Source organism: Ruegeria sp. R13_0 (assembly GCF_017743995.1).
In the GTDB taxonomy this organism is placed as follows: Bacteria; Pseudomonadota; Alphaproteobacteria; order Rhodobacterales; family Rhodobacteraceae; genus Ruegeria.
The window spans coordinates 214,219-238,293 of sequence record NZ_JAGHRB010000001.1 but is presented as its reverse complement, the minus strand read 5'-3'; the positions used below and the strand labels follow the sequence as shown (position 1 = coordinate 238,293).

Here is a 24,075-nt window from a genome sequence, read left to right as displayed (position 1 = left end):
GCACTTAGATCGTGCAATGGGCCTTTGAAAGAGTAGCGGCGCAAACCGCCTAAACCTGACGGCTCAGACGAACCGGTTGACGTAGTTCTCGAGGATTTCCTGCTGACCGGAGCGAGGCTGCGGGTTGATATCCTCGGCCAAGACGCGGGCCGTGATCTCATCCAGACCAGAAGACAGCATGGATTGTGCAGTGTCCGACGACCAGCCCGCGTATCTATCCTCCAGCGCAGCCTCCAGCCCGCCATCTTCGATCATGGCGGCGGCCGCTTTCAAGCCGCGCGCGCAGATATCCATACCGCCCACATGCGCGGCGATCAGATCCTCGGCGTCGATCGACTGACGGCGGATCTTCGCGTCGAAATTGGTGCCGCCCGTGGTGAAGCCCCCGGCCTTGAGGATGTGATAGTAGGCCAAGGCGACTTCGGGTGTGTTGTTGGGGAACTGGTCCGTGTCCCAACCCGACTGATAGTCGTTGCGGTTCATATCGATAGAACCCAGCATGCCTTCAGCAACGGCAGTCGCGATCTCATGCTCAAAGCTGTGACCGGCCAGAATGGCGTGCCCCTGTTCGAGGTTCAGCTTGACCTCATCTTCAAGTCCGTATTTGCGAAGGAAACCGATGCAAGTTGCGGCGTCGTAGTCATACTGATGCTTGGACGGCTCCTGCGGCTTGGGTTCGACCAGAATGGCGCCCTTGAAGCCGATCTTGTGCTTGTACTCGACCACCATGTTCAGGAACCGGCCCATGTGATCAAGCTCAGCCCCCATATCGGTGTTGAGCAACGTCTCATAGCCTTCACGCCCGCCCCATAGGACGTAGTTCTCACCCCCCAGCTTGTGGGTCGCGTCGATGCAGGATTTCACCGTGGCGGCCGCAAAGGCAAACACGTCGGGATCAGGGTTCGTGCTGGCCCCACCCATCCAGCGGCGATGGCTGAACATGTTGGCGGTCCCCCAAAGCAGCTTGGTGCCCGAGACCTGCATTTTCTCACCAATATAGTCGGTGATCTCTTCCAGAGTTCTCAGGTTATCCGCATAGTTGCCCTGTTCAGGTCGGATATCCGCATCGTGCCAGCAGAAATAGGGCTGCCCGAGAATATCGAACATCTCGAACGCGATGTCGGCTTTCATCTTGGCCCGGCCCATATCATCCTGCGGATGCCAGGGGCGCTCAAGCGTGGGGCCACCAAACGGGTCGCCCCCTTCCCAGGCGAACGAGTGCCACCATGCGACGGCGAAACGCAGGTGATCCTCCATGCGTTTGCCCATGATGACTTCATCTGGATTGTAGTGACGGAAGGCGAGCGGGTTCTTGCTGTCTTCGCCTTCATACCGGATCTTTTCGATCTCTTGAAAGAAACCACTCGCCATTGTCTTCCCTCACTCAGTCTTTTCGCCGGGCTTTTTGCCCAGAATAATCATCGACAGCAGGTCATCATCGGTGACATCGGGGATGTCGACAGTTCCGACCAATTGACCGTTCTTCATGACCGAAGCCCGATCACACAGTTCCATCACAGCATGCACGTCGTGGTCGATCAGGAAAATCCCGATCCCCTGCGCCTTGAGCTTCTGGATCAGTTCCGCAACCATCTGGGTCTCATGCGGGCCCAATGCGGCTGTGGGTTCATCCATGATCAAGATACGCGCGTTGAAATACACCGCCCGGGCAATCGCCACCGACTGGCGCTGACCGCCAGACAGGGCCGAGACCGGGTCGTTGAACTTCTGGAAGTTCGGGTTCAGCTGACCCATGATCTTGCGGCACTCGGCCTCCATCGCGGCATCGTTGACCAAGCCCATCGGTGTCACCATCTCGCGCCCGAGAAATAGGTTCGAGCTGGCGTCGAGGTTGTCAGCCAAAGCGAGCGTCTGATAGATCGTCTCGATATTGTTGGCCCGCGCGTCCCGAGGGTTGTTGATCTCGACTTTTTCACCGTCGATCCGGATCTCACCGCTGTCCATCTGGTAGGCGCCGGACAGCACCTTGATCAGCGTGGACTTCCCTGCCCCGTTATGGCCCAGCAGGCCCACAACTTCGCCGGGGTAAAGGTCGACCGACACGTGATCCACCGCTTTGATGCCCCCGAAGGAAATCGAGATGTCGTTCATTTCGACCAGAGGTGGCTTGCCTGAACCGCGACCCGAGTTTGTGTTCTGCGTTTCTTCAGCTTGCATCATTTCGCCCCCAGACGTTTGCGATAGACGATGTCGATATAGACAGCCAGGACGAGCACAGCGCCGACGACGATGTTCTGGAACGGTGCGTCCACACCGACCATGGCCATCCCCGATTGCAGCGCCTGCATGATCAGGGCCCCCAGGATCGCACCATAGATGGTCCCCAGACCACCGGACAGGGCGGTCCCGCCAATTACGGCTGCAGCAATTACACGAAGCTCATCCAGCGTACCAATGTCGTTCGAGTGGTTGGCCAGACGGGCCGAAGCCACAACAGCGGACAGCGCGCACAAGAAACCCATCAAGGCAAAGATCTTAACAGTCATCATGCGCGTGTTGATACCCGAAAGCTCTGCCGCGTCGGGGTTGCCGCCGGTTGCAAAGATATAGCGGCCGAACCGGGTCTTGCGGGCCACGACAGTCAGTGTGACGGCCACCAGGATCAGGATCAGAACCGAGATCGGGATGCCGTAGCCGACGACCAGACCCTCGGGCATGATCTCACCACGCGCTTCGAACATACGCTCGAGCCGGCGTGTCGGGATGGCGTAGCTGTTGACGATGAAGACATAGCCCATGATCGCGATGCTGATGATCCCGGCCAGCGTTGTTTCAGCCCAGACGGGTTTGACCGGGAAACCATGTGCGGCCTTGGACCGACGCGCACTCCAGAGCGCCCAGATCGCAGCGGCTGTGGCGGCAAGGCCGAACAGAAGGCTGGCCGTTGTGCCAAGCGTTCCGTTGGTGCCGCCGAACATCAGGAACGTGCTGTCCAGCGGGCCAATGGTCTGGCCATCCGTCATGTACCAGGCGACGTTGCGCCAAACCAGAAACCCACCGAGGGTCACGATGAAGGCGGGAATTGTCAGGTACCCGATCATCCAGCCTTGAAAAGCCCCGATTAGGGTTCCAACCGCAAGCCCAACGACCAGAGTGATCGCCCAGGTGGCAGGGTTGTTCAGGCCCATGCCCAGCATGTTTGGCAAAAGCTCGGTCTGGGTCATGGCCATCACGGCGGAAGTCGTCGCCAGCAAGGCGCCGACAGACAGGTCGATGTGGCGCATCACAATGATGAACACCATGCCACAGGCCATGATCGCAACCGACACGGTCTGAATGGACAGGTTGAACAGGTTGCGAGAGGTCAGGAACCGCCCATCCGTGACGATATTGAACCCGATGCAAAGGACGATAAACGCGCCGATCATACCCAATAGTCGCATGTCCAGCTCAAGCTGCTGGAACAAGTTTTGCTTGCTTTTCTGGGGTACCGGCTGAGACGAAGTTTCGGTCATATCCGATCTTTCATGTTCAGCGATTGGGATCCCGGCCCGCCTATGCAGGCCGGGAATTATGTGTATTTAGTTACAGGGGGCTGGCCCGTTTTCCACGCCCTGGCACAGGTCTTCCAGCGGAATCCAGCCTGCGTCCACAACAACCGAGAGGTTGTCTTTTGTGATCGGAACGGGTGCCAGGAAGACCGAGGTCATCTCAGTGCCACCGGGTGACGTCCAGCTGACCGCGCCTTCAACATCTCCTGCAGCAGTGCCACCGCTCAGCGCGACTGCGATCTCGCCTGCGGCTTTGCCCAGCTCACGCGCGTCTTTCCAGACTGATACGGTTTGAGTGCCCAGCGCGACGCGGTTCAGCGCGGCATGGTCACCGTCCTGCCCCGAGACAGGGATACCTTCCATGCCCTGCGCCGTCAGCGCAGCAACAACACCACCAGCAGTACCATCATTCGACGCAACCACGGCGTCCACGTTGTTTTCGTTCGCCGTCAGGATCTGCTCCATGTTGCGCTGTGCGTTCGCAGGCAGCCAGCCATCGGTATAGGCTTCGCCGACGATTACAACGTCACCGCTGTCGACCGCGGCCTGTATGATCTCTTGCTGACCGCCGCGCAGGAAGTCCGCGTTCGGGTCGGTCGGAGATCCCTTGATCATGACGTAGTTGCCCTTTGGCATCGCTTCGAACACCGCGCGGGCCTGCATGCGGCCGACTTCGACGTTGTCGAATGTCAGGTAGAATGCACGGTCATCTTCGATCAGGCGGTCATATGCGATAACCGGGATACCCTCGTCCGCGGCCGCCTGAACAGCCGGGCCAATCGCCTGCGAGTCCTGCGCGAGGATGATCAGCGCGTCCACGCCCTGCGCGATCAGGCTTTCAATGTCCGCTAGCTGTTTGGCAGAAGACGACTGCGCATCGGCAGAGATATACTCGGCCCCACCGGCCTCGAGCGCGGATTTGATCGCGGCTTCGTCGGTCTTCCAACGCTCTTCCTGAAAGTTCGACCAGCTGACGCCAACGACGGTTTCAGCAAAGGCAGCCGTACCCATAAGGGCCGCTGCGACTGAAATGCTTAGGAATTTCTTCATGCTTTCCTCCCGTTTGATGAGTCCCTGCAATGTGATTCGAGGACTTCACATATTTGAGTAGCACATTTATTTCAGTCGGCAAAATATTTATGCTACCGCTAACATAAGAATCTGACTAAGGTGAATGCCAAGACGGGATTCGCGAGGGCAAGATGCTGAAAAACAAAGCCTCTTCTATCTCTACCGAGCAGCGGAACGTAACGCGGCTGCGCGTGCTGGAGCATATCCGCCGCAAGGGAGCGATCTCGCGCATTGATATTGCGGGTGCTTTGCAGACCAGCCCCGCCACCGTCACCACCGCAACGGCAGACCTGTTGTCTGCGGGGCTGATCCATGAGGTTGAAGGCGACCCTCAGTCTGGATCTCCTCGGCGCGGGCGGCCCCGTATTTTACTTAAGTTGAACGGTGGATCATTGCTGATCGCTGGGTTCAAAGTCACACGCCACTATGTCTCGGTTCTGATCGCAGATTTCGAAGGGCTTGAGATTGCGTCGATCAAATACCCGCTGGTCGAGGCCTGCATGACCCCGCTAGACTTTGCCCGAACCATCCGAAATGCGCTGGAAAGCGCCTGCGCGGCGGCGTCCGTTTCGATGTCAGACATCGCTGGGGTCTCGATCGGGATCGCGGGGCTGATCGATGCCGAGCACAACTTTGTCCATTGGTCCTCATCGATGTCGGAACGGAACGTGCCCCTCGGCCCGCTTCTTCTGCAGGAGCTCGACTGCCCTGTTTTCATTGAAAACGACGCCAATCTTGTTGCAAAGGCGGAACAATTGTTCGGACTGGGCAAAGGTCTGCGGAACTTCCTTGTCATCACGATAGAACACGGCGTCGGCCTAGGGATCGTCCTGAACGGCAAGCTCTACCGGGGTGAGCGCGGATGCGGGGCCGAATTTGGCCATACCAAAGTGCAACTGGATGGCGCGCTCTGCCAATGTGGCCAGCGCGGGTGTCTTGAAGCCTATGTCGGGGAATATGCCCTGATCCGAGAGGCCTCGATTGCCGGTCAGGATCGCGACCGGATCACCATTGCCGATCTGCATGACCACGCGCAGTCCGGTGACCAACATGCCTTGTCCGTGCTGGATCGGGCGGGGCAGGTATTCGGCATGGGCGTTTCGAACCTGATCAACCTGTTCGATCCCGAATGTATCATCATCTCGGGCAGTCAGGTCAGCTTTCAACACCTCTATTCCGACAGCGTGATGGAGCGGATACGCAAGGGGGTCGTCCACGTCGATGCCCCCCTGCCCGACATCAAAGTCAACCAGTGGGATGACACCATGTGGGCCAAAGGCGCCATTGCCTATGCCATCGAACAGGTCTCAACCTTGAAGATACGCGAGATGCCGACCCATGCATCGTGAGTGCGCCCTCCTACTGGCAAGCGCCACAGCTGTTGCGGCCGATCAGCCCGCACCAAGCTTTCAACAGATCGAGGTTGCCGAACATGTCTACGACGGCGGGTGGGAACATTTCGTGGGCGGAGGCGTTGCGGTGTTCGACTGCAACGGCGACAGCCTGCCCGACCTCTTCGCCGCAGGTGGATCAAACCCGTCGCAGCTGTTTCGCAACACCTCGGGCGGCGATCTCTCTTTCCGCGTCGACACGCCAGAGGCGCTGTCACTGACCGGAGTGACCGGGGCTTATCCACTGGATATCGACAGCGACGGCTTTCAGGATCTGGCGGTTCTGAGGGTTGGTGAGGATCTTTTGTTGCGAGGCCAACCCGACTGCCAGTTTACCCCTTTTGCCGATCTGAATTTTCAGTCGGATGATCATTGGACCACCGGTTTCTCGGCCACGTGGGAGGATGGCGAGACGCTGCCAACGCTGGCCTTCGGAACCTATGTCGACCGCTATGACCCCGAGGGTCCGTTCGAGACCTGCGGTCCGACGCTCCTCTATCGTCCCAAAGGATCAGGTTACGCCGCGCCGGTGCCACTCGAACCGGGCTATTGCTCTCTGTCGATCCTGTTTTCCGACTGGGCGCGCACGGGTCGGGCGGACCTGCGGGTCAGCAATGATCGCCACTACTATGTGCGCGGGGGGCAGGAGCAGCTCTGGGCGATGGAGGCTGAACCGCGGCTGTACACCGAGGACGACGGATGGCTGCCCTACTCGATCTGGGGAATGGGGATTGCTTCGCGCGATCTCACGGGTGACGGGTTCTCCGACGTCTACCTGACGTCGATGGGCGACCAGAAGTTTCAGGTGTTTGACCCATCCGAGGACAGCCCGACCTGGCGCGACGCGACCTATGAGAAAGGCACCACCGCGCACAGGCCGCATGTCGGCGGCGACGGGCGACCTTCGACGGGATGGCACGCGCAATTCGGAGACGCCAACAACGACGGGCTGGACGATATTTTCGTGACCAAGGGAAATGTCGAACAGATGCCTGTCGCGGCCTTGAACGACCCGAATAACCTGATGCTGCAACAGCCTGATGGCTCCTTTGTCGAAGCCGCCGCCAAGGCGGGTGTGGCCTCAATGGCCAAGTCGCGCGGCGGCGCTTTGGTTGATCTGAACAATGATGGCCAACTGGATTTGGTCGTCGTCAACCGAGGCGCGCCGTTGGAGGTTCACCAGAACACAACCACCGCTGGAAACTGGGTTCTTGTCGATGTTTCTCAGAACACCTCTAACCGTGCTGCGGTGGGCGGGTTTATCGAGATGCGAATGCCCTCCGGCTTTCAGACCCGCGAAATCACCATTGGCGGCGGCCATGCCGGGGGCACGTCAGGCCTGCATCATTTCGGATTGGGACAGGCTGAGGCAGTCGAGCTGCGGATGATCTGGCCGGATGGTTCCACAGGCGACTGGCAGGCGTATGACGCCAACCAGATCATCCGCCTCGATCACTGATCCACAGGCAGCCCGCTGGGAACGGTTTCGGGAACACCAAGCCTTAGGGCCGGGTCTTCAAGGGTGTTCAAAAAACTGAGGATCGCGTCGACCTCATCGTCGCTCAACGCAACCGGCTCCAGGCTATTGGCAGCAGCGATGGCCTCGGTCGTTTCAACCAAAGCCCGCTGATCATCGGCGCCCGGAAAATCGGGCAGACGTGCTTGTTCCAGCGAATACCGCTGCAGCGACCCTACAGGATCAAGGTGGTGACGCACCACATCCTCCAACTCGGCATAGGCACCGCTATGACCATAAGGCGCGGTCAGGGTCACGTTGCGCAGTGACGGTGTACGGAAGGCAAAGGCATCGTCGGCCTCTCCGGTCACCCGCATGCGACCATCGTCACGCACGTGACTTTCGAACCGCGCACCCTTCCCCGGCCCGATCTGAGGCATGGCGATGGCGTGGAAGCTATGGTCTGTCTGGAGCCATCCGGAATGGCAGGAACTACACCCCGCCTCGCCGTAAAACAGATCCAACCCTGCCTGCGCCTCGGGCGGCAGCTCGGCTTCTCCGCGCATCGCCTGATCAAAAAGGCTGTTGTCGGCCCGCCATTCGAAGGCAATGAAATCAGCTATGACGTTGGCAATCGTCGTAAAGGTGATCTCCTCCCCCGGCTGTGCGTCTTCGAACCGTGTCCGATATTCGGGAATGGCTGCGACACGCGCGGCGATCAGGTCCCAGGCCCCGCCCTCTTGCGTCAGCAGACCCAGGCGCACCGCTTTGCTGATTTCATTCTCGGAGTAATGCCCGGCCATCTCGTCCGGCGACAGAACCGGGAACATGGCCTGCGCCGCGAGGGCGGATTTGAACCCCGGCCGCATATGGGTTCCCAGCGGAGTGCGGATGCCGTTGGGGCGGCTCGCGTCAGCCTCAAGCCGCCCGTCATGGAAGAAGACCGTGAACTCGTCCGCGCCGAGGTTCCAAAGGCCTGGAGAATTACGAGGAATGCGCTGCTCTGGTCGGTTTTCGGGGTCCAGCGCACGTGTCACGCCCAGCCCGATGCCGCCCTCGCCCACACCCAGAGACAACCCGTCGGATGTGCCCAGGCGCGGATGGTGACATGACCCGCAGCTGATGTTGCGATTTCCCGACAGGATCGGATCGTAAAACAGCAACTGCCCCAGCTCGACAACGGTCAGATCGGGTTCGGCGAATTCGGGAGGTGGGCCAAGCTCTAGCGCCTGTGCGGCTGAGGCCAATCCCATCATTCCAATCGCCGAAATTACCCTCATGCCTAAGTCCCTGTGAGTTTGAGTGTAAGTGTCTGATGATAGGGCCGCTCAGGTGAAAAAACCATGCCGGGGAACGCGCTGATGTTGGGCGCGTTGGGATAGCCTGATGGTTCAAAACACAGACCCGCGCCCGCGTGAAACGGGGCCCCCAATGAACCGGCAGAATAGACCTGCGCCCCGGCCTGGTCGGAGAATACACGCAATCCAAGCCCATTTGCGGCGTCAATCGCCGCGATGGGCTGCTGCGCGTCACGATCGCTGTCGAACACGTAGAAATGATCGATGTTTTTGCCCGGGCGGCCCGGGTGCGTGAAATCTAGCGCCGTGTTTTGTACGTCTTGCAGGTTGCCGATTGGCACACCCTGCGCATCGGTCTCAAGCACATGCCCGGCATCTATTCGGAGGCTGAAGTCCTGAACGCCTACAGGACTGCCAAGCGTATAGTAGTTATGCTGCGCGATGCTGATCGGCGTTGGCCGGTCCGGCTGGGCCGTGATGGTATAGATCAGATTGGGAAAATTGAGCGAGACGTGCAGCACGAACCTGACCTCGCCCGGAAAGCCGCCTTCGCCATCGGGGGAAAGGTAACTCATCACCGCCTCACGATCCGAAAGCTGCTGCAGTGTCCAGATTTGGCGAGACAGGCCCTCGGTCCCGCCGTGCAGTGTATTGGCGCTCTCGTTCGGGTTCAGCCGGTATCGCGTGCCTTCAAGATCAAAGCCTGCACCCTTTATCCGGTTCGCCACCCGCCCGACTATTGCCCCATGATAAAAGGGATCGTTCAGATAGGCCTGAGGATCGCCATAGCCGAGGATCAACGGCGTATCGTCTATCCACCACCCTTGGGTGATCGCGCCATAGTTAAGGAGGCTGACGGACATGTCTTTGTCTTGCAACCGCACCTGTTCAATCTGCAAATCGCCTCCCCTTTTCCCCAGCGGGTCGCGCAGTGTCGCGACAACTCCGGTCCTATCCAAAGGCAAACTTGAAGACCGACCCAAGTTACTGCGCTCATATGACCGCCGAACAGGTCCCAACTCCACCCAAGGCGGCGGATGCCTTAGCGTTTACGTCTGAATGGCGGCTGCTCGCGCCTCAAGGTTAGCGCTATCATAGATATTGTTGAACGCCTAGACCAGATGAAAATTGCTTTTTTGTCCGCACTAAATGGCACTTACTTTCCTTGAGGCAGGGCACCCCAAACAGCGCGATCACGACCCCGCTGGTTGGCCAAGGATCACGTTTGCGCGGCCACATTCCGGGCGACCAGTTCCTTGTAGAGCGCGCGGATGCGCAATGTCATCGGGCCGGCCTTACCCTCTCCGATCTGTTTGCCGTCGATCTCTGCCACTGGGGTCTGCGCGCCGAAGGTGCCTGTCAGAAACGCCTCATCCGCACCATAGGCTTCGTAGAGAGAGTAGTTCTTTTCAAAAACCGGAATGTCATTGGCGCGGCACAGGTCGATCACCTTCTGCCGGGTCACCCCGTTCATGCAATAGTCCCCGGTCGAGGTCCAAACCTCACCCTTGCGTACGATGAAGAAGTTGCAGGCGTTGGTGGTGTTCACAAAGCCATGCGGGTCCAGCATCAGCCCCTCATCCGCGCCTGCCTGTTCCGCCTGCAAACAGGCGATGACACAGTTCAGTTTGGAGTGGCTGTTGAACTTCGCGTCCTGGCTAGTCGGCAACCCCCGCACCTGTGGCACTGTCGCCAAACGGATACCCCGCGCGGCCAGCGCCTCGGCGGGTTTGGAGTGTTCGACGATGGCCACAATCGTCGGCCCCCAGCGCGACAGCTTGGGATGCTGAAACGGCTTGGCCTTGCGGCCGCGCGTGATCATCAGCCGCGCGTGGGCATCGGTTGTCGCGCTATTGGCGGCGGCGGTGGCGTCCAGAATCTCGCGGATTTCCTCGCGCGTTTTTCCTATGTCCAGTGACACGGCCTTGCAGCTGTCAAACAACCGATCCATGTGTTCGTCAAAGAAGGCCCAGCATCCATCATAGAGCCGCAGCCCTTCCCACATGCCGTCCCCCAGCATGAACCCGGAATCATAGACCGAGACCTTGGCATCATCCTTTTGAACCAGCGCGCCATCGACCCAGATTTTCAGGTCATCGTTGCGGGCATCGTATTCCGCGTCGTGGGTTGAGAGTTCAGTTGTCATGCATCACCTTCCAGAACAAGTGCATCCGCCTTGAGCCGCTCATAATATGGCATCGCCGCATCGCAGACGGATTGAAGCGCAGGCGGCAAGGTCGGCAGCGCCCCCTCAGCGCCCGCAAACCCGGTTGAAGCATGCACGGCCGCGTACCAGTGGCTGGCCCAAACACCATCCGAAGGATGGCCGCCCGCAGGCCACGATAACATGGCCGGGTCAAAGGGCAGATCAATTGCCGCACATAGTTTCCGCAACATCTGTTCGGGCGCCTGGCGAATGTCATAGCTGTCGACGATCACCCCTGCCCCAGTTCGCGCACGGATCAGATCGTAGATCTCGGCCTGTTGTACAAAACCGATATCCTCAAGCGTCGGGTCTTCGCGTTTTGCGGCATAGCTGGCCAGCACACGCGCGGGGTGGCGGATCAGAAAGATATGTTTCAACCCATCCATCCAGGGCTGATCCAAGCCCCAAACCATATGCTGGGTCATGTGTTTCTGGTAGATATGCGCCTTACCTTCGGGCGGCTGCGCTGCGCAACCTTGCCCGACCTGAAGGGGGTCCGTTTCGCCCTCGGCGATGATCCGATCTCCCATCGGATGATCCAGCCCGGTCTCGGCCAGATAGGCCGCGTAGAACGGCTCATCCCAGACAGCGCAATCGGCGCGCGCGCCAAAGGCATACATCATCGCAGTGGACAGATTTCTGGGGCCAGACCAGCAGGCTATGTTCATTTCTTAAGACCCTTTAGTCAGGTTGACAGATGTTTTCTCGGGCGGACCGCAGCCCGAAGTTTTAGCATGTTCTGCGGTCACATAAGGACACAACTTCAAGTTCACGCACCCCCCTTCTGCTTGTCATCGCAACACCCCGATCTTGTCAACATCGAGTGTTCGTAGAGAGACGCAAACCGGTCTCAGGCAAACGCCAGTTTCATGTCGCAATTTTTCAGGTTGAATTTCGTTACAGATGTAACAATGCTGCAGCAACGACGGGATGATATCATGAAGCTCTATTCCTACTGGCGCTCGACCACTTCGTACCGGGTTCGCATCGCCTTGAATCTCAAGGGCCTCAGCTACGCCTACTGCCCGGTCGATCTGGTCGCCGGAGAGCAAAGCGAACCCGACTACTCCGCGCTCAACCCTGGCAAGGGTGTTCCGACCCTGGTTCTCGAAGACGGCACGGTCCTGACTCAGTCGCTCGCCATCATCGATTATCTGGAGGCCATAGCGCCAGAACCTCAGCTGCTGCCCGCCCAACCCCTGCTGCGCGCGCGCATCCAAGCCGCCGCGCACACCATCGCGATGGACATCCACCCGGTGAATAACCTGCGGGTTATGACCTACCTCAAATCTCAATTGGGAATGGACTCCGCCGGGCAGACCGCTTGGTTCCACCATTGGATGACCGAAGGATTTGCCGCCTATCAAGCGCTTTTGCCTGGCGGTACTCGGTTCAGTTTCGCAGATACCCCGACCCTCGCCGATATCTGCCTTGTCCCCCAGCTCTATAACGCGCATCGCTGGGGGGTGGACATGACACGCTTTCCGCGACTGCTGGAGATCGAAGAACACGCGCTGTCCCTTGCCGCTTTTGATCAGGCGCGCCCGGAAAACCAACCCGACGCGAGCTGACAAGTTTACGTAAGGGCAAGCGGATTATCGCCTAAACCTGTTTTAGCGCCCATAAAAGGCCAAGACGGGCCTTAGCAAACCTTGCCCAACAACTATCCCACGCTGTACGCTCGGAGGCTTATTCTACTAAAATTTGTTTTACCGGAGGTTTGAATGCGCTGGATCTTCCTCAATGGTCACAGCCTGGTTGGTGCGTCCGGAACGGTGAAAATACCGTCAGGCGGACTGTGCACTTTGGCTGCAATGCTGGTGTTGAATCATGGCCGACCCGTGGGCCGCGATCGGATCGAAGAAACACTTTGGGGTGAAGCAAGCCCGGAAAAAGCAAGGGACCGTCTGAACACGATGTTGTGGCGCCTGCGCAAACTGCTGCAAGCTGCGGGCGTGCAAGGTCACACGATCACCAACGGCCGGGATGCCCTCACATATGCCGCGCCCGAACCGTTCGATTGTGACGTGATCGCTTTGGGTGACATGGCCCGATCCGTCCTGCGCAACAACCTGACCACAACCGATGAGGCAGATGCAGCTTTGGCCTGTATCGACGACTGCAATACCGAGTTTCTGCCCTTCGCTCAGGATCACTGGAGCCTCGTCACGCGCGAGTCCCTCCGAAGCGCTCATCTGACGATCATCGAAGCTCTGCTGCGCTACATGCGCAAACAGGAACGCTGGGCCCGTGTTTCGGAACTGGCCGAGCGGCTGCTGCAGCTAGAACCAACGCTTGAGACCGGGCACCTCGAACTGATCGAGCTTCACGGGCAACGACACCAGTTCAGCGCGGCAAAGCGTCAGTATGACGTCATGCAGAAACTGGTCGATCCGGGGACAACTCTGGAAACGGCAAGCGCGTTGGATGCTTTGAAGATTGCGCGGAAGACCCGAAAATCCACCGTTGTCATGCGCCCTTCGATCAAGGCGGTCGAGTCCGCGATTGACCATATCGAAACGGCTCGGGACACGTTGCTGGGCAAGGCCTAGCCCTCCTAAACACCTGCCATATCAACACATTCTCAGGCCCCTGTTCCGCAGGGGCTTTTTTCGTGCCGCCCGCTGCCTTAATCCTGTGTGAGACGTGTTAGAGCCGTGTGAGACTAGGGTGAGAGCGCCCGGTCACGCTGGTCTCCATGACAGCCGAATCGTCTGATAGCGACAGAGCGCCGAGGCGAAACCGCCGATTTCTGGTTTCGATCTGGCAGCGACCGCAGTCCAGTGGCGACGCCGTTGAAGGCGCCATCTGGGAGGCCGACCCAAAGCTGCCCGGACGCATAGCCGAGCCAGCCCCGTTCCGGAAGCTGAGCGATCTGCCCGCGATCCTTCAGGCCTTTTTGGCAGATGAAGAGACGCGCCGATGATCCAGCTTCGCCCAACTCGTATGACCGTCACGGACCAGCGACCCACGCTCAGCTACCGCGTGGCCGTGAACGCACCGTCGATTGGTCGGCAGTTCTGGTTGGAGCTGGTCCTGGCGACGGACCCCGGGCTTTTCCTTCCCGAAGCGACCCGCGACCGTTCCGAGGCGAATTTCATCATCTTTTCGGGCCGATTTCCGGTTCATGGTGGCGACGCCATTGTCGAGATACCGCCCGGCAAGCTGATCAAACTCAAATCCGCCGACCGGATCTATGCCGCCGCCGCTCTGTTCGATGCGCGCCAGGACGGCAATCGCCTCGCCCTGTTTCGACCAGACGCCGAGGGCGTTTACGTCAGCGCGTCGCATTTCACAGGTGCCGGGCTTTATCGCCGGTTCGGTTTTGCCAACCGGACATCCTCGCAAACGGAAGAGGCGCCTCTGCACTGGGCCGGAGATCAGCCCGACCCGGAAACGCCCTCTTCTGCAACCCCACTTTCCCGTCCTGCCAACCTTCCAAGCGCGGGCCTTCCACGAAAGGGACCTGATCCAATGAACCAACAACCCAGCGGATTCATGCACCAATCCCACAATCAGGCACAGGCCCCCGCGCCTGTCACCTCGCAACCGGCGCAGCCTGCAATGGATTACGATGACGGCTTTGGCGCTCCTCCCCCTGCAGCCCCCCCTCCGGCCGCCGTGATGCCCGGGCAAGCGGCCCCGCAACCTATGCCGGTGATGCCGGGCGATGCAGCGCCCGCGCCCATGCCTGTGATGCCCGGACAGGCCGCGCCCGCCCCAATGCCGGTTATGCCGGGCCAAGCTGCACCTGCGCCGCAGCCGGTCATGCCGGGCCAAGCCGCCCCCGTGCCTCAGCCCGTTATGCCAGGCCAAGCCGCCCCAGCTCCAGCCGCTCCGGCAATGCCGCCTCAGAACGCGCCCGCCCAGCAAGCCGCCTATGCGCGCCCGTTCGACTATGTCCTGCCCGAGTTCGACAGCCTGAACCCGCTGGATATCATCAACAAGCTGCGCGAGGCGTGGTCGCGCTACGAATCCTTTACAGCCGGGGTCAATGACACGCGGGCCTTCCCGTTTTCGGCCATCGCGTTGCTTGAGATGGAGGCGCGGGCCAAGTCGGGCAATCACACCGCGTCTTTCACCGGAACCGGGTTCTACATTGCACCGAACCTGATCCTGACCAACGCGCATAACTACGCGGAAAGCCGCAGATACAACATGGCCCATACCGGCAAGGTCTATGCGGCCATGAATTCAAGCGACGGAACCCTGAACGCACGCGATGCGATCAGTGTCGAGACAATCACGCCCGCCTCGGATGTGACGCTCCACCCGCTCTATGACGGCTCTGACAGCGACACCAGCATGGGGCATGACCTTGCCATTGTTCGCGTCGCAAACGCGGCCCCGAACGGCCAGTACTTCCAGATTGCCAATTTCAGCCCCTCCCAGGATCTGCAAATTGCCGTCTGCGGCTACGGCGCCTCAAGCAGCGCACAACGCGACAACGACATTGACTGGCAGGACCTGCTGCCGACGGCGCAGGCTGACTATCGCCAGCGTATGGATGCCGATATCATCCGCGAGATCGCCCATGGTGGGGAATGCATCCTCTACAATCTGCAAACACTCTCGGGCAATTCGGGGTCGCCGGTCTTCATCCAGGGCGATGGATCTGACACCGGCGCGATGCCCGTTGTTGGCGTTCATTCCTCGCGTGTTCCGGGCAACCAGTTCCGCAATCGCGGCGTCTGGTTGACGCCAGCCAAACGCGACTGGGCCCTGTCCGGAGGCACCACCCCTGTGGCGTCCTCACAAGGCTACTATCCATCTCATCCGCACCGCCCCCAATACGGCCACGCAATGACCGGAGGTGCGGGCGCTGCCGCCGCCGTCGCGGGTGTCGAGATACTGGCCGCCGCCGGGATCGCCGCCTTCCAAAGTTCATCCGGCGACATCACCTGGAACCTGTCGAACATGGCGGGCTGGTTGCCAGCCGGAGGCCACCCGACGCCGGATATCCCGGTCCCTCGGGATCAGCTGCGGCAAACCAACCTCGAGGTCGCCTCGCCCGTCTACGATGGCGGTGTGCGGACAATGTATGCTCATTTCAACATGCGGTTCTTGCATGATGGAACAGGCGTTGGCGGCATCGTGATCGAACCCGCGCCACATGTCCTGAACGATGCTATGGGCGGCGCGCTGCGGATCGACATGCATATTGAGCCGCTGCTGGAGACCGCCAATTCCACCCGGCAGACAGGTGTAAACGTCGCCGTTGTCAAGGTGACGATGATCTACAACTTCAACTGGACCTTCACCGAAGACACCGTGATCGTGGACTATCGCCTCTATGGCGACGGCACCTACGAATCCTCGGTACGTGGGGGGCGGGCCAAGCTGGACGACACCGATACGTCCTACGCGCCGCACCGGAGGTAAGCAGATGTCGTATGTCACCTCGCATACCCTCCGCTGTCATCTGCCGCCCGGAAGGGCACGGCATGACCCCGGTCTTGCGCACCAGATGTCCGCCCCGGCCAGAGGTGCCACGCGCACCCTGCCGCCCACCTATCAGCGCGCCGGCACTGCCGCTGCACCTGCCACGTCGCTGGCCGCCAACGGCATCAGGCGGCATCTGCCCGCCCCTGTCTCGCGCGCCATGACACAGGCAGCGATCGGAGGGCACCCCCTCCCCGAGGGTAGGCCCGGCTCTGCAATGACAGACACCCAGCAGGATACGGTGGTCACCGACCCCACCGTAGCGCAGAGCCGGGCCAGCGACATCCCTGTACCCGCCCTTCTGAAGATCGTTGAGCGTACGGCCGTCGGTATCTCGGGCCAGGCGGGCTATGCCTTTGCCGGGGCCGAACCCGATGGCCCGGGGCTGAGGTTTGGCCTGCTGGGGCTGCGGCTCGATACCGGAGACATGGGCGACATGCTCCGGCTGGCGCTGGCGCGTGATGCGGAGTTGTCCGGTCTGCTGGGCGATGCCGCGTCCGAGATTCTGGACCGGGTTCTAGGTGCCGATCCATTGGCGCGCATGCGTCCCATGCAAGACGGCAAAGGCCTTTGGGACGCGCCTTACAAGACGCTTCTGTCCGCATTGGGCCAGCACCCGGCTGCAAAAGCCGCACAAAACCGCTTTGCCGTCGAGGCGCTCTTGATACCCGCCATCGACCTTCTGACCGGTAACGAGGCCCCCATCACTGGCCCGCTGCTGGCAAAAACCCTGTCCGCGATCGCCGCCCTTGGGCAAGAGGCCGGTTTGGCCGCCGTCGCCTCCGCAGGCTCCGTCGACACAACAGCGGCCCTCCTGGCGGCCTGCCCAGCCTGTGCCGAGCATTTCGCGGCCCTCGACCGTGACGCCATTTTGGCAAACTGGACACCCGGAGCAGCCTGATGATGACCCCTCGCGCCATGCCGGAAGATGCTGCAACGGCCCTAAAGGCCGCCCACGCAGCCCTGCCCCATGCCGCAGCTTTTCAAGCCATGCCATCAGCGGATCGCACCGCTCTGCAAACCAACCTCAGCCGCGTCCGGCAGGCGCTGGTGGCCCGACCACAAAACCTGACGCACCCGGCCGATCCCTATGACAGGGATGTTCTGGCGGGCGCGATGATCGGCCCGCAAACCGGCTATAGCCGGTTTGGCACGCAGCCCGATGCGCCCCCCGCACCAGACGAACCGACCCAGCCGCAATCATTGCTCCGCACGATCAACGACATGCCTGCCGCGACCGGCGCAATGATGGATGAGATCGGGTTCGCCGACTTCGTCGCCTCGCTGATCCACGGCACCTTTGATGCCATAGTCGACAGCTCAATCCGGCAGATGGAGGCGTTTGCCGATCTCGTCTCCTCGCTGTCGAAAACCGTTGATGATTTCAGCCGGGACAACGTCACCGACAATCAGGTCAAAGATTGGCTGATCGACCGCTACCCCGCCGATCTGCAACTGATCCTGCCCACGGCTTCGGGCGAGGTTCCCCGCGTGATGCCGCGCACGGCGGACGACGACTGGGGCGCAAGCCCCCCTTGGCTGGGTGAGTTCGATCTGGCCGGAGAAACCCTCAGCGAAGAACTGATCGAGACCCGCCTTGTACCCGCCGCCCGCAATCGGCTGGGCGAGGATCGTATGCGCTCACTCGCCTCTATGGCTCTGATGGGCCTACATAAAGTCAAGGTTGAGCGCGGCGAGATCAATGCCAGCGTCCGCATCCGCGCCAAGGCCCGCGACGCGGCGCGGGTTGGCTTTGCGCAGGATCAGGATCCGCAGGGCTCCAGCTGGTCTGGCCGGTCCGGTTTTTCTGCGCCCGTTGCGCAGGCCATGGTGTCGACCTCGGTGAACGCTCAATCGGATGCCGCCATTCAGGCCGAGTTGAAAGGCGAAGTGCGCGTCGTATTCGCGTCGGAAACCGTACCGCTGGAGTCCTTCATCTCGGACGCACAGCGCGTTCTGCTGGAACGCACGGCACGGCAATCGCAACCGGCTGCAGCCTCGCCGCAGGCCTCTGTCGCGATTGACCAAACGCCGGCGCAGTCTCAGCCGCAACCACCCGCAATGCCTGAGCCTGAACCCCAGCCACCCGCAGGAGGCAGCGCATGACCCAGGATCTGTCCCAAACGCTGACGCAGCTTCTGCAGGATCTGACCCGGTTGGACGACCTGCGACTGCGCGGGCTGCGCCGGGTCGAGGCTGATCTGCCGATGGAATTCGGGCTCGTGCCGGTTCAGGGCGGCGTGACGTTCAGAACGCTGCCCCCCACCGCCACACAGTCGAGGGATCTGGCCGTGCCAACCGGTGCGCTCAGCTTTTCCGTTGACGTCTCGGAAACAGGAGGTCGCGATGATTGACGCCGAAGGTGCCCTGCCCCTCGAAGACCTGCTGAACGCAATCTCGGCCCAGTTGGATCGCGCGCAGGCGGCGCTGGCTTTGAAGACCGAATCCACGGGGCTGACCTTTGCGGTCAAGGAACTGGGCCTCGATCTGAAGGCCGATATCGGCATCCAGGACGCGGCGATCATGGTGCGCCCTGCCGCGCCGGGTGAGCGGGACGTGTCGACCCTGAAGCTCAGCTTTACGACGGTCACGCGGCAGATGCTGGAAGAACACGCCGTCGAGATGCAGGCCGAAGAGCCCGATATTTCTGACGCGATGGACGATCTGTCGGATGAAGAGATCCGCCGGCTGGAATGGATCGGCGTGCGCAACCTCAACGATCTGGATGCAGCGCAATCCAAAGGCGGCGCGGCAAGCATCCGCAAGCTCTCGCGCCTGCCAGCGGCGCGGTTGAAGCAGGCGCTGGATCTGGCCGGACAACGGCGCGTTCAGCGTGTCACCCGCCTAGGACGCGACGACGTAGGACGGATGCGTCTAGCCGTACAGGGCCGCAACCTCGCCCGAGGCGGCCTGCCCATGGCCAGCCTCGCCGGTACGCGCGCTGAAATCATCGACGAAGGGGCCCAAGGCCTTGTGGTGGCCGCGCCCATGACTGCGACGGCCTCGGCCCTGACCCTGCAATGGCCGGACGGCACAACCTCGGACACTCCGATATCGGAGGGCGCGTCATGACCGGCTGGCTGATGATGCCCTGGGCGCCCGAAGCGCGTCTCTATTGCGCGCCGAAGCGGTTGCTGTTCACCCTGGCCTTGGGCGAAGACCCCGACCTGCCCAGCCGCGCGCCGGTACTGGCCGGAATGGCTCAACCCGCGCAGAAAACCGGGCATGGCGCGCTGGACCGCATTCTGGGTGTCTTTGGCGGCAATGTCCGCCTTGCTCGCCTGCACAGCCCGGCCAATCAGGCGAGCGGGTTTGACCTGACAGAACACGCCAGCGGCATGAGCCGGACCTATGTGGCCAGCTTTTCGGACTACAGCCGCATTGATCAGGCGGCAGACGCGTTGCGGCAATTGGCGGTCGTGACCTCGGCCAGCGCGGATTACTTCGTTGTCAGCTCTGACGCGCACTTGACCGGCACGTCGACCGAGGCCCCCGAGTCCTGGCCATGGGACATGATTGGCGCCAACCGAAGGGCCTCGGCCGAATTCGGCGACCCGGCCATAACCACGGCGGTTCTGGATACCGGGGCCGCGCGGCGTCATGCCGAAATCTCAGGGCGGTTGTCTTCCGGTTTCGACACGGTGAATTTCGCCGGGGCCGAACTGGCGCAAGGGCTGTCTCTGGTAGGCGACTACGGCACACGGGACACGGACCCGGACGAGTCCAACAACCCCCATGGGACGGCCTGTCTGGCCCTGATTGGCGGTAACGGGCGCGGCATGCCGCAAGGGCTGGCGACGCAGACCTCGCTTATGCCGGTGCGCGTTCTGGCTTCGGCCCGGACACCGCGACGCGGTAACACGGACAACATCGTCGGGGTCGGCGCACTATCGGATATCGACTGCGGCATCAAACGCGCGGTCGATTTGGGGGCGAAGGTTCTGAATTGCTCTTTCGGCACTGCGGAAAGCGCGATCAGCCCCGGTGATCCCATGCCGCATGCCGACACAACGGCCTATGCCCTGGCGCGTGGGACGATCGTAGTTGCCGCCTCGGGCAATTCAGGCAAGCGCGAGCGTTACCACCCCTCCGCTGCCGAGGGCGTGATCTCGGTCGGCTCGGTCGGACCGGACGGCAAGCCCTCGCAGTTTTCGACCACGGGCGACCACGTGGCTCTGTCCGCCCCCGGAGAGGCCATTCGAACGCCGCATATCGAGGGCTACCAATTGTCGACAGGGACCAGCTTTGCCGCGCCCTTTGTTGCCGGTGCCGCGGCCCTTCTGGTCGCACGCGCGCGCCGTGGGGCGCAACCGATCGACGGGCCTAAGGCTCGCGAAATCCTGACCGCAACCGCTCGTCCCTTTGACAGACCAACGCGCGGCAGCGGCGCGGGCATTCTCAACCTGCCAGCCGCGCTTGCAGCCGTCGACCGGCTGTCCGCGCATGCATCCACCCTGGGCAAGACGCCCCTGCACTGAAAGGACCGAAAATGGAAGGTTCGAAATTTGACAAGGCAGTCGCCCGATATCGCGCGCATCTGACCGACATTTTCCGGGTCACCGTGGATGAGCCTCTGCTGGCCGCCATCACCAAATGGCAGGGCCCGAACAACTACATAGCCGACAACGCAAGGGTCAGCACAACCGACCCAGACGAGATGGCGCGCCTGTCGGCAAGCCTGACGAAACGTCTGGACCTGGCCGAGGACGACGACGGTCTGTCCGACCAGATCAGCACGGTTCTGGCAGGCTATGGCACGTCGAACCGGGACAAGTTCCGGGTCGTTATCGCCTACATGATCACCACACAGCTCGGCAAACGCGACGCTTTTGTCGACCCCGCAAGTGAAGATTCCAGCTCAGACCCGAATGACGCGTCGACCGGGAATGGCGGTTCGGATGGCCAAAACAATGGCCAGGACGACGGCGCAAACCATGAAGGAGACCAGAAAATGCCCATCGTATTCATTGACGCCCGCGACTCCGAACGACGCGACACGCGCCGTCTGGACAAGATGTGGAAGGACTTGCAGGCCCGCAAGGAAAAGAACGCCAACCTCAGCAAGGATGAGGAAACGACGCTTGAACTTCTGACGCAGCTTCTGGAGGACCCGCCGAATTTCGCCCTTGAAAACACCTATGTCACGCTGCGCCAGGAACTGTCCAACGTGCTGGTGACGAAAGCGTTCCCACGGCTGAAGGACGGCATGATCGACGAGGCGTCGATTGACGATATCACCCGCGAGGCCCTGCTGGTCGCCGCTGTCTGGGGCGCCGTCGAATCCGAGGGGATCGTCACGCCCGGCATTGAAGACGGCAGTCTGATCCTGAACGACAACGGCGTCATCACCGGCATCAAGCTTGAGAAACCGACCGCGCGGTTCGGGCGGGTCATGACCTCGGCCGTGGCGCAAGTGAACAGCCATTTGGATCTGTTCCGTGCCGTTCTTCAGGTCATGGCCGAGGCCCCCGATGTGAACACCACCGGCCAGCTGAGGGCGAAGGACTGGCTGGCCGTGACGCGCAACCTGATTGCCTCGGGCGTCGAATTCGGCATGCCCGGCCTGCAGGGCCGCATCCGTGCCGCCATCGAAGACCGGCTATCCCCTACGCGTGAAAAGGTCACCGCCACGGCCGAGATCATCATTCCCGACCTCGAACAACACACCGCGCAAGAGGTGCAACAGGTCAATCTGGAAGCCGCACAGGCGCTGTATTTTGCGGCAATGATGGACGAAGCCCGCGTCTTCGACTGCGTTGATAAACTGGCCGAACTGTTCCAGATCGGTGCTGTTCCGCTGGAACGCAGCTCGGTCAGCGAGTTCCTCTATCGTTACATCCGGCAGACCCCGGAACGCATTTCTGCCTATGAACGCCGCAACCACTTTGCCCGTGTGTTCGGCGCAGCGGTAGGCGACCCGGATGCCGCCGGTGCCCTGTTCCGCAACTTCGACGACCTCTGGCTGCGCTTCGTCTCGGCCGTATCGGACTGGTTCCGCAAGCAACAGGTCGAGTCCCTGATCGCCAGCAAAGGGTCCTTTGTCCCCAGTCAGGAGCAAATCCGGAAATCCGGCCTCGATCTGGCGGCCAACCTGTCGCTCTATTGCTATGGCGGTACGTGGTTCGTGGCCTCCGAGTTGCAGAAGGATATCTCGAACTATGTCGATCTGTTGTCGTCGCCCGAGATCAAGCATCTCTATGGTGCGCGCGATATGTGGCAGGTGATCGACCAGATCTCGACGCTGGAGTTCGGACGCCCCGTCAACACGATCCGCGCCCGGACCATGGCGAATGCCGGTGCCACGATCATTGCATGGCTCGAGAAGAAATCGGATGCGCTCAGCCAGGTTGGCTCGATCCTGTTGAACCCGGTGGAAATCTCGAACCCGCCGCGCCGTACCGCATCGAACGCAATCAACGACCCATCGGATTTCGACCTGCTGACAGCCTGCGAGCAATGGCTGGCCGTGGAAGGCGTGGCCGAGGATATCGTCGAAGTGAAATCCGGGGCGTCGCCCTCTGCCGTGACGCAAACCGCGCCGGTTCGTATCCCGCCTGCTGCGCAGAACATTCTGGGCGCGTTCGGGTTTTCCCATCAGGACGACCCATCGGGCCACGCAAATGGGCACTACGCAAACGGCCGTATGAACTGAATGCCCAGCCCTGAGAAGGAGATGATCTCATGAGACCTCTAGTTTCCGATCAGGTCGGCAAAACCCTGAGCCACGCGGCACACCGGCTTGGCACCGCCAATCCGATGCGTCTGATCGGGGGTGCCGTTCAAGACGCGTTCAGCATGTCGGTGGGCGACGACCGGTACCGCCACAACTCGCTCAGCCCGGGTGTGCCCGCGTTGGAGGCGTCGTTCAACGAGACCGAACCCTATGGCCTGCGGTTCACAATGGAGCCGCTGGACCCCGGCGCCTCGGCAGCGATGAAACGGGCCGAGGCCTCGCGCCAGGTACGTCGCTGGATCTTGCCGATGTTCGGGCGTGACGCCCTGTATTGGTTCGACCGCGTATCCGAGGATTTCCGCGGCACCTCCGGCGGTGGCGGTCTGCGCTTTGGCGGCTGGTTTGGCGGTAGTCTGGACCGCGACGGGCTGTACAACTCGCGCGCCTACTATGAGTTGAACGACCAGCAGCTTACTGAGCTTCCGCAGCCCCTGAAGCAGTATATCGAAACCGCGCGAGGGTATTTCCCAAGGCTACAACCCCTGTTCGCGACGATCTCCGTGCGGCAGCGCAGTGGCCGGGAATGGGCGACCTTCCGGGTCATGGGGGCGCTACAGATCGAGGCGCTGCGCCCGATGCTCTCGGGCCTTGGGCTTGAGGCCAAAATGGCGCAACTGACGCGCCTGTTCGGCCTTGCCCTCGGCGGCGCGTTCGAGGCCCCCGATGGCGGGGTGCTGATCGGCATCACCGCAGGTCCGGACGGCCCCGAGCTGACCGTGGACCTGCTGCTGGCCGCGATCCCCGAAATACCCGACAGCTTTGTCGAGCTTCTGCGCCTCGGTCTGGCCGAACGACCCAGACACCTGCGCGCGCTCGACACCTGGATTGATGCATTCACACCGCAAGGGGCACAGACACCCGGCGATTTCTCGGTGCTTTCGATCCACCTGAAAAACTCCGCACCTGCACAGATTTCCCTGCATCTCAGGCCCATGGGGTTCGAGATCGCGGATGAGATCGCCTGAG

Annotated in this window: 21 protein-coding genes; 13 read left to right on the top strand and 8 right to left on the bottom strand. The window is 61.1% G+C overall.

Translation table 11 applies throughout. From position 1 onward, the window contains the following. Positions 1-63 precede the first annotated feature (63 nt). The 4 genes from xylA to xylF all read right to left on the bottom strand — a co-directional run bounded on the left by xylA (position 64) and on the right by xylF (position 4,562). Positions 64-1,371 (bottom strand): xylose isomerase, encoded by a 1,308-nt coding sequence (xylA, locus tag J7394_RS01125; protein ID WP_209250368.1) that lies wholly within the window; start codon positions 1,369-1,371, stop codon positions 64-66. Positions 1,372-1,380: 9 nt separating this feature from the next. After that, entirely contained in the window at positions 1,381-2,178 is a 798-nt protein-coding gene (locus J7394_RS01120; protein ID WP_170470561.1) for an ATP-binding cassette domain-containing protein, read from the bottom strand. Beyond that, a complete protein-coding gene (locus tag J7394_RS01115; RefSeq protein ID WP_209250367.1) occupies positions 2,178-3,476 on the bottom strand; it encodes a sugar ABC transporter permease in 1,299 nt (432 codons plus the stop codon). Before J7394_RS01115 ends, J7394_RS01120 begins: the two co-directional genes overlap by 1 nt. A 66-nt stretch (positions 3,477-3,542) precedes the next feature. Continuing rightward, a complete protein-coding gene (gene xylF / locus J7394_RS01110) occupies positions 3,543-4,562 on the bottom strand; it encodes a D-xylose ABC transporter substrate-binding protein (RefSeq protein ID WP_170642309.1) in 1,020 nt (339 codons plus the stop codon). Between the two features lie 152 nt (positions 4,563-4,714). Between xylF and J7394_RS01105 the strand changes: the two genes are divergently transcribed. Together J7394_RS01105 and J7394_RS01100 are read left to right on the top strand one after the other, a co-directional pair. Next, positions 4,715-5,932 carry an ROK family transcriptional regulator gene (locus J7394_RS01105; RefSeq protein ID WP_209250366.1) on the top strand — a complete coding sequence of 406 codons (1,218 nt, stop codon included), beginning with the start codon at positions 4,715-4,717 and terminating at the stop codon, positions 5,930-5,932. After that, positions 5,922-7,433 (top strand): CRTAC1 family protein, encoded by a 1,512-nt coding sequence (locus tag J7394_RS01100; protein ID WP_209250365.1) that lies wholly within the window; start codon positions 5,922-5,924, stop codon positions 7,431-7,433. The genes J7394_RS01105 and J7394_RS01100 overlap by 11 nt, the downstream gene beginning before the upstream one ends. On the opposite strand, the gene J7394_RS01095 is transcribed toward J7394_RS01100, so the two are convergent. The 4 genes from J7394_RS01095 to J7394_RS01080 form a co-directional block, all read right to left on the bottom strand. Then, entirely contained in the window at positions 7,427-8,710 is a 1,284-nt protein-coding gene (locus J7394_RS01095) for a cytochrome-c peroxidase (protein WP_209250364.1), read from the bottom strand. The genes J7394_RS01100 and J7394_RS01095 overlap by 7 nt on opposite strands. Before the next feature lie 2 nt (positions 8,711-8,712). Continuing rightward, positions 8,713-9,612, bottom strand: a complete 900-nt coding sequence (locus tag J7394_RS01090; protein ID WP_371811915.1) for an aldose epimerase family protein — start codon at positions 9,610-9,612, stop codon at positions 8,713-8,715. A 335-nt stretch (positions 9,613-9,947) separates the two neighbouring features. Beyond that, on the bottom strand, positions 9,948-10,874 hold the full coding sequence (locus J7394_RS01085; protein WP_209250361.1) for an aminotransferase class IV: 927 nt from the start codon (positions 10,872-10,874) through the stop codon (positions 9,948-9,950). Beyond that, positions 10,871-11,602 carry an HAD family hydrolase gene (locus tag J7394_RS01080; protein ID WP_209250359.1) on the bottom strand — a complete coding sequence of 244 codons (732 nt, stop codon included), beginning with the start codon at positions 11,600-11,602 and terminating at the stop codon, positions 10,871-10,873. Before J7394_RS01080 ends, J7394_RS01085 begins: the two co-directional genes overlap by 4 nt. Positions 11,603-11,845: 243 nt before the next feature. Between J7394_RS01080 and maiA the strand changes: the two genes are divergently transcribed. The 11 genes from maiA to J7394_RS01025 all read left to right on the top strand — a co-directional run bounded on the left by maiA (position 11,846) and on the right by J7394_RS01025 (position 24,074). Then, entirely contained in the window at positions 11,846-12,505 is a 660-nt protein-coding gene (gene maiA / locus J7394_RS01075) for a maleylacetoacetate isomerase (protein WP_247747986.1), read from the top strand. A 153-nt stretch (positions 12,506-12,658) separates the two neighbouring features. Continuing rightward, positions 12,659-13,486, top strand: coding sequence for a winged helix-turn-helix domain-containing protein (locus tag J7394_RS01070; protein WP_209250357.1), 828 nt, complete (start codon positions 12,659-12,661; stop codon positions 13,484-13,486). 146 nt (positions 13,487-13,632) lie between these two features. Next, complete coding sequence (locus tag J7394_RS01065) at positions 13,633-13,860, top strand: hypothetical protein (RefSeq protein WP_170478141.1); 228 nt, start codon at positions 13,633-13,635, stop codon at positions 13,858-13,860. After that, positions 13,857-16,316: a serine protease gene (locus J7394_RS23065; protein ID WP_209250355.1), complete on the top strand. Its 2,460-nt coding sequence runs from the start codon at positions 13,857-13,859 to the stop codon at positions 16,314-16,316. Before J7394_RS01065 ends, J7394_RS23065 begins: the two co-directional genes overlap by 4 nt. A gap of 4 nt (positions 16,317-16,320) precedes the next feature. Next, positions 16,321-17,277 carry a hypothetical protein gene (locus J7394_RS01055; RefSeq protein WP_209250353.1) on the top strand — a complete coding sequence of 319 codons (957 nt, stop codon included), beginning with the start codon at positions 16,321-16,323 and terminating at the stop codon, positions 17,275-17,277. Beyond that, positions 17,277-18,482, top strand: a complete 1,206-nt coding sequence (locus tag J7394_RS01050) for a hypothetical protein (protein ID WP_209250351.1) — start codon at positions 17,277-17,279, stop codon at positions 18,480-18,482. The genes J7394_RS01055 and J7394_RS01050 overlap by 1 nt, the downstream gene beginning before the upstream one ends. Continuing rightward, positions 18,479-18,730: a hypothetical protein gene (locus J7394_RS01045; protein ID WP_209250349.1), complete on the top strand. Its 252-nt coding sequence runs from the start codon at positions 18,479-18,481 to the stop codon at positions 18,728-18,730. Before J7394_RS01050 ends, J7394_RS01045 begins: the two co-directional genes overlap by 4 nt. Next, on the top strand, positions 18,723-19,448 hold the full coding sequence (locus J7394_RS01040) for a hypothetical protein (RefSeq protein WP_209250347.1): 726 nt from the start codon (positions 18,723-18,725) through the stop codon (positions 19,446-19,448). The genes J7394_RS01045 and J7394_RS01040 overlap by 8 nt, the downstream gene beginning before the upstream one ends. Next, positions 19,445-20,854 carry a S8 family serine peptidase gene (locus tag J7394_RS01035; protein WP_209250346.1) on the top strand — a complete coding sequence of 470 codons (1,410 nt, stop codon included), beginning with the start codon at positions 19,445-19,447 and terminating at the stop codon, positions 20,852-20,854. Before J7394_RS01040 ends, J7394_RS01035 begins: the two co-directional genes overlap by 4 nt. An 11-nt stretch (positions 20,855-20,865) precedes the next feature. Continuing rightward, positions 20,866-23,028: a DUF2853 family protein gene (locus J7394_RS01030; protein ID WP_209250345.1), complete on the top strand. Its 2,163-nt coding sequence runs from the start codon at positions 20,866-20,868 to the stop codon at positions 23,026-23,028. 29 nt (positions 23,029-23,057) lie between these two features. Continuing rightward, complete coding sequence (locus J7394_RS01025; protein WP_209250344.1) at positions 23,058-24,074, top strand: hypothetical protein; 1,017 nt, start codon at positions 23,058-23,060, stop codon at positions 24,072-24,074. Position 24,075 lies beyond the last annotated feature (1 nt).